Source organism: Undibacterium umbellatum (assembly GCF_014284125.1).
GTDB classification, from domain to species: domain Bacteria; phylum Pseudomonadota; class Gammaproteobacteria; order Burkholderiales; family Burkholderiaceae_D; genus Undibacterium; species Undibacterium umbellatum.
Map to the genome: position 1 here is coordinate 33783 of NZ_JACOFX010000029.1, position 6851 is coordinate 40633.

The 6851-nt window shown below is 47.9% G+C and carries 5 protein-coding genes; 2 read left to right on the top strand and 3 right to left on the bottom strand.

Annotated elements, in window-relative coordinates:
• Nucleotides 1-29 precede the first annotated feature (29 nt).
• From H8L47_RS27620 to rtcR, 3 genes are all read right to left on the bottom strand, one after another.
• Nucleotides 30-1259, bottom strand: coding sequence for a Yip1 family protein (locus H8L47_RS27620; protein ID WP_186957041.1), 1230 nt, complete (start codon nucleotides 1257-1259; stop codon nucleotides 30-32).
• Nucleotides 1260-1498: 239 nt separating this feature from the next.
• A complete protein-coding gene (locus tag H8L47_RS27625; protein ID WP_186957042.1) occupies nucleotides 1499-2290 on the bottom strand; it encodes a DNA/RNA non-specific endonuclease in 792 nt (263 codons plus the stop codon).
• A 192-nt stretch (nucleotides 2291-2482) separates the two neighbouring features.
• On the bottom strand, nucleotides 2483-4087 hold the full coding sequence (gene rtcR / locus H8L47_RS27630; protein WP_305258221.1) for an RNA repair transcriptional activator RtcR: 1605 nt from the start codon (nucleotides 4085-4087) through the stop codon (nucleotides 2483-2485).
• Nucleotides 4088-4310: 223 nt separating this feature from the next.
• Here rtcR and H8L47_RS27635 point away from each other — a divergent pair, with 223 nt between their 5' ends.
• Nucleotides 4311-5876 (top strand): vWA domain-containing protein, encoded by a 1566-nt coding sequence (locus tag H8L47_RS27635; protein WP_186957044.1) that lies wholly within the window; start codon nucleotides 4311-4313, stop codon nucleotides 5874-5876.
• Between the two features lie 671 nt (nucleotides 5877-6547).
• Nucleotides 6548-6751, top strand: a complete 204-nt coding sequence (locus H8L47_RS27640; protein ID WP_186957045.1) for a hypothetical protein — start codon at nucleotides 6548-6550, stop codon at nucleotides 6749-6751.
• Nucleotides 6752-6851 lie beyond the last annotated feature (100 nt).

Sequence of the window (6851 nt, forward strand, 5' to 3'; positions counted from 1 at the left end):
GTGAAGCATAGCTGAATGAGCATCGAGGGTTACGGTTTTATTCCCTCATTTTTCATTGCTTCCAGTTTATCGTAAGCAACTGCTGCCGATGCGGTCTTGATGGTGGCCATGTCGACATTCTCGCCACGGGTTTCTACGAGGAAGCGACCGCCAACCAGGAGGCTATACTCACCAGTTGAACCATCCTTTTGAAATCTTTCATGCGTAGGACGGCCATTGACCTTTCCCATTTTTTCATAACCAGCATCGGTTTCCTTGTCCTGCTCCATCATGCCCCAGGCGAACATGGCACCAAACATTTTGCTGCCACCTGTATCAGTGATGCTGATTTTAATCTGATGATTATTTTCATCGGCATAGCGAGCTTCGGCCTTGGCGACCTTGAATTCACCCATGGCCGATTTCTCACCTTCCAGGCTGTTCCGTTTCAAATCGCCTATGGTTTCAGGGAGCAAGGCTTTTAGCTTGTCCTTGTCAACCACTTCGGCCTGGCTACTGCCGCCCAAGGCTACTCCCAAGGCTTCGGTTGCTGCTTTCATTTCTGCTTGTGGGTCGCCAGATTTTTTTGCATCGTCCATTTTCTTGCTGGCTTCCTCCATCTTCTTGCCCATTTTTTCAAGCTCGTTCAGTGTACCGGCGGTTTCAGATGTACGGCTTGCAGTAGGTATGGCGCCCATGCCATAAATTGAACCGCCACCGACAGAACCTACCACCATCGTAAACACAATCATGATCAGAATGGAGCAGACGACTGAAACTGCGGTGTAAGCTGCAGCTTTCTCTTGAGGCACCTTCATCAGCACAGGCAAGCCCAGATAAAGCAGGTAAATACCATACAAACCCGCCAGCACACCCAGCATGCTTAGCGAAGGCAAAAGGGACAGGATGCCAGCAAGCCAGGCCGGAGTGAAAGAATAGGCGGCGACTTTCAAGGCTTGCGCGGGGTTTTTGGTCGCGCCAAATTGTGGTGCCAGAGCATCAATCAAGAGGGCTATCAGATATACGCCTATTAAAGCAAATACAAAACTCATCACCATTGCTGAAATACCTGCAATGATGGGCAAGCGTATGGTGCCAAGCATGGGTACGCTGAAACCGATGATGCTCATGCCTATGAAGCTGGCGACTGCAGGAATGGCAGCCAGAGGCGCAACATAATTTTTGAACAAGTCTATCGTGACGGTGTTTTCTACTTCAATGACTAGCCATTCTTTTTGTGGCGTCAGGATGATATTTTTCGCACGTTCAATGAGATTCATGGACTTTTCCTTCAGTTAATAGGTGAAACATGGATAAATGCTGTGGAAAACGAAAAAGCGGCAATAAAACGGAATTAATGCGAAAACAGGCTACTTGACTTTTGGATAAGTGGCTAAGTTTATTACAGTTTTTTGCAAGTAAGGCAAAAAATAGCGATTTCCAAGTGATTTCTTCATGCTAGCCAGCAATACCGGACTGCATTGTCAACTCCAGGCTGGGCCTGGATAAGACGCATCGATTACATATCATGTTGTTTGAGATTGGGCAGGAACTGTATGCCCGTCTTTTGCGTCAGTTCCTGATAACTGATGGGTTTGCTGACCTGGGCATCGTCGGTGTTTTCTACCCAGTGCGCCCAGGCGCGACCGGTATTGGGGTCATATACAAGTTTGTAAAGGTATTTGGGTACCCAGACCTTGTTGTTACCTATTGTCGCAGGGCGTGGACCATATACTGGCCCAGTAATGACATACACATCGCCTTGTGCGCGCAAGACGTACTGGCGGGTGGCTTTTTCTATGGCAGCCCAGGTTTTCCGGTTATTGAGTGGCGCTTGCGGAACCATGTTGGCCAGTGAGAAACTTTGTTCCATGGCGGTGCTATCGATCATGTCGGCAGCTGGTGCCATATGGCCGCGGTCATAGCCAGAACCTTTGTAATCGTCGAGTTCAGCCCTCTCTGCACGTGGCAACCTGGCATCGGCATAGAACTGGTTGCTGCGCTCATTGTCCCTGGCTTTCAAGATGATTTGACGGTTCAACCTTTCAGCGACATAGATGGGGGTATGACTTTTACCTGAATGCATGACCGCAAATGCTGAAAAACAAAGGGCGCGCGGACGCATGTCCCGAGAATGTCTTAGCGTCGGAATTTGTCCTTTTACAAAAAACTGACGGCATCCGGCAAAGTCCCCCGTGCCCAGGGTTGGCGAATCGAGGAAGAGATTTTCAAAACTTGAAAGATCAACAAAAGACAGGTTAATGAGAGCAAAAACGAGTATCGGGCTGAGTTTTGCGAGTTTTTTTATCATGAGTGTGCGTTTTGATGTCTGGCCGGGACTACTCTGTGGCAAGGGCCACATCAACACTGAACTAGAAAGTTTGTATTAAGCCTCAAGGCGACGGAGTAAAGCGGGAAAGGCCCGAAGTGTATATGTTTTCTCTCAAGGCAACTTATAAACCTTGGATAATTGCACCAACCGCTCAACAATAAAATAGGGACCCTATCGTTCTCTTAATCCATCCCAGTGCAAACCAAACTTGTTGAGATATTTTTTAAGCCTGTCTGCATCATTGGGATTGGCTTTGTTGCTGCGGGAAGCAGCAAACAGTTTCCGGCCTGCTTCAGACATGTTTTTAGAGCGCAGGCAAACTGCGAGCACTGCCTGTAATTGCACGGCATCGAATAAATCCAGTTGCGCCAATTGCTCAGTATCGAGGTAGTCATGCAAATCCAGCTCATTTGTTTCACCGCTTTCCTGCGCATATGACCACAGCCGTTGCAGGCGCTTGATTTCTTCACTGGCATTCTGATCATTGATGCGTCCCGCATCGGCCAGCGTGGCCATGCGTGTGACTGATGCTGACAAATCGCGGAAATTGCCTGCCCACACTGCTTGAGGGGAAGTGGCAAATTCCATATAACTGTCTTTTGCCTCTTTGTTGAATCGCACCATCTGCCCATTCTCCGCACTGTATTGCGACAGAAGGTAATCGATATTCGGCGCGATGTCTTCGACCCTGCCACTCAGGCCAGGCAATTCATATGACCACAGATTGATACGTGCATACAAGTCTTCACGAAAGCGGCCCGCAGCCACTTCCTTACCCAGATCACGATTGGTGCCTGCAACCAGTTGGAAATCGCTTTGTACTTCATGGTCACCGCCAACCGGGAAGAAGCGTTTTTCTTCCACTGCCTTGAGCAGCATTGCTTGTTCATCCAGACCCAGCTCACCAATTTCATCAAGGAAGAGCAAGCCTTTGTGTGCCGTTCTCAGCAAACCGGGGCGGTCTGACATGGCACCGGTGAACGAACCCTTGATATGACCAAACAGGGTGGAGCCCGCACCATCACCACGCAGGGTGGCGCAATTGACTTCGACAAACTTGCCTTCCAGCCTGTGTCTGGCTTTTTTCAATTCAAAGATACGCCGCGCCAGGAAGGACTTGCCCGCACCAGTCGGCCCCATCAACAGAATTGCTGCCTTGGACTTGATGGCGACACGCTCTATCTCATCGATCATGGTATTGAAGCGTGCATTGCGGGTCGCAATGCCAGATTTCAGGAAGGCCACCCCTTCTTCCTGCTCGCGGCTAAAGCGCTGGGCGATCTGGTCATAGCGTGACAAGTCCAGATCAATGATGGTCATCTCACCAAAATTGGCCTTGGTCTGCCGCCGTGGAGGTGAAGTTTGCAAGAGCTTGCCGGGCAGGTAACTGGCTTCTGTCATCAGAAACAGGCAAATTTGCGCCACGTGGGTGCCGGTGGTGATGTGCACCCAGTATTCTTCTTTATCTGTATCAAAGGGGTAGGACCGGGCAAAGTCAAACAGGCAGCCATACACCTCTTCAAAATCCCAGGGATCTTGTATATCTAACTGATGCGCGCATACCTTAGTCTCGGGTGAGGTATCGGCAATGTCTTTTTCTAATTGTGCTAGCAATAGCTCATGCTGACCGCTGTACAGCAAATCGATGCGATCGATGACAATATCTTCGTGCTGGGTCAAAGCGACCGTGGGCCGCCATTTTTCCCAGCGACCACTGCCACGGCCACTATCGAGTTGCGTGCCTATGAAACCGATGACGACTTTTTTCTTCTTGATCATTTTGGATAAATATTTATCTATTCAGATAATTATATATGAAATTTGTTTTGACGGCCATTTCGATAGTTTTCTTGTGAGTTCTATGTTTATCTATTTAAATCAATAACTTAAGTCGTTTCGTTTGACGTTGGCGCAGACCTGGCACGCCCATTGCAATAGAGATGGGCAAGAGCGAGCAAATAAACAGCTCTTGATAAGAATAAAGAAAAAAGGAAATGAAATGGTTAACACACACTTGTTCCAGAGTTTAAAAAACTCACTGACAAACAAATTTTTGCCAGTCACAGATACAACAAATTTTTCTGGCGTAGCCGCTTACAAGTTCACTGCGGAACACAAGTTGGCCCAATATGCAGCCACTGGTTGTTTGAACGCGACTTACTACGCCAGTGCAGAAGCGCAACTGGCGACAGTGCTGGATTTGACTAAAGAGGTAACACCTTTGTTCATTGCGCAAACCGCGATTTACTGCCGTGAGCGTGGTTATATGAAAGACATGCCAGCGCTGCTGGTAGCAGCATTGACCATGCGTAATGCAGTTGAGTTGCCGCGTACTTTCAAGCGTGTGATGAACAACGGCAAGATGTTGCGTAATTTTGTACAGATTCTGCGTTCAGGTGCGATAGGCCGTAAGTCTCTGGGTTCACGTCCTAAAAAACTGGTACAGGCATGGCTGAATACTGCCAGCGAAAAAGAATTACTGTCAGCAGCGGTGGGTACGACACCATCACTGGCCGATGTCGTGAAAATGGTGCATCCAAAGCCAACAGAAGCATGGCGTGAAGCCTTCTTCGCCTGGTTGATAGGCAAACCATACAAGGCAGAAGCATTGCCACCTATCGTGTCAGCGTTTGAAGCATACAAGAAAGACCGCAGCCTGGCTTTGCCGGATGTGCCTTTCCAGATGCTGACAGCGATGGATTTGACGACAGAAGACTGGGCGCAAATCGCCCGTCAGGCTGGCTGGCAGATGTTGCGTATGAACTTGAATACCTTTGGCCGTCACGGTGTCTATGCCTTGCCAGGCATGGTGGACTTGATTGCTGCTAAATTGAGTAATGCAGAGGCAATTGCCAAAGCCAAGGTATTTCCTTACCAGTTGATGGCGGCTTACAAGGCAGCGAATGAAGAAGTGCCGTTGCCGATCAAGAACGCCTTACAGGATGCTATGGAAATTGCCTTGAGCAATGTGCCAGAAATATTTGGCAAAGTCGTGGTCTGTGCTGACGTGTCTGGTTCCATGTCGTCTGCAGTCACAGGTTACCGTAGCTCTGCAACGACAGCAGTACGTTGCATAGACATCGCTGCGCTGGTTGCTGCTGCCATGCTGCGCAAGAATCCATCTACTCTGGTTTTGCCGTTTGAAAACCAGGTCGTGAAATGTGATTTGAACCCACGTGACAGCGTGATGACCAATGCGCAGAAACTGGCAGCGATAGGTGGTGGTGGAACCAATTGCAGTGCACCACTGGTGCAGTTGAACAAGAGCAAGGCGCAGGCTGACCTGGTGATCTTTGTCTCTGACAATGAATCCTGGATGGATGCAAGCCGTAGTCGTACCACTGCAACCATGGCGGAATGGAATGTGTTCAAACAACGCAATCCACAAGCCAAACTGGTGTGTATAGACATCGCACCATATGGTACGACTCAGGCGGCAGAAAGAGATGATATTTTGAATGTAGGTGGTTTTTCTGATGCCGTATTCAAAATCATCGCTGCCTTTGCTGCTGGTCAGTTAAGTGCAGAGCATTGGGTAGGTGAAGTAAAGGCAATTGATATTTAGAGAGCCGCTGGCGGGGCAAATGTAGTAACAGCTTCGCCAGTCCAGGTAGTAAAAGTTTTTGAACACAGCATGAATGCAAATGTGATTACACCTCCAACTGTAAAGTCACCTTTAAATCTTGTCATGCTGTGCTTCAAAGACCATGTGACTGTGGTCTTGAGTTTGAAATGCAGTACGAATGCGCTGGTGATTACATCCAAAAAAATCGCAAGCAAACCTTGTCGTACTGTATTTCTCAATACTGCAATCAGATGTCGCAGTACAGGTTTTGAATATGGTATGAATGCTGATGTGATTACATTTGAAACGTAATATCACCCTCTATTCTTGTCATGCCGTATTCAATAAATGTCATTGGGCTTGTTTTTTGAATGCCATATGAATGCTTATGTGACTACATGGGGTGCTCACATCATTCACTTGTCATGTGGTGGTTCAAAATTTGGTCAAGGTTTTGAGCAGTACGAGAATGCAGCTGTGACTACATTTTTTGCAAAAGTGACGAGGTCACGGCAAAATCTTGTCTTGCAGCTGCTCAAACAGGTTTTACCCGAATGCCATCAGGATTACATCGGTTAAATTGGTTCGATTCCAGTCTGGTCTGCACCGCAAGGACAGATCAGAAAATCCTGGTAACACTTGTCGGGGTTTTATTTTAAAGTAGAGACGTAATGAAAAGCGGAAAGCAAAGACGGACAGAAATCATGGAAAAGCGGCGCACCCGCATACCTGCAAAAGAAAGTTTTGATTTCTATGCTTTGCCAGTTCCGGCAGGTGCTATTCCAACGGATCGCGAGGCACTAAGACACAATAACACTTACGGCTTGTTGCCCTTGTTTTATGTGGACTCACTAGTGTCCCAACGTTTCTCATAGGAGAGACATCTGTTTTGGTTGATTATCGTCATTGAGATTTCCCGATGACGGCGTAAGTAGTTGATTTATTGGCGTTGTTTCAAACATGGTGAGACTCAGG

Bases quoted from the DNA above. Each gene is read 5' to 3' on its own strand.
- H8L47_RS27640 (WP_186957045.1), top strand. From the start codon at position 6,548: ATGAAAAGCGGAAAGCAAAGACGGACAGAAATCATGGAAAAGCGGCGC.
- H8L47_RS27620 (WP_186957041.1), bottom strand. From the start codon at position 1,259: ATGAATCTCATTGAACGTGCGAAAAATATCATCCTGACGCCACAAAAA.
- H8L47_RS27625 (WP_186957042.1), bottom strand. From the start codon at position 2,290: ATGATAAAAAAACTCGCAAAACTCAGCCCGATACTCGTTTTTGCTCTC.
- H8L47_RS27635 (WP_186957044.1), top strand. From the start codon at position 4,311: ATGGTTAACACACACTTGTTCCAGAGTTTAAAAAACTCACTGACAAAC.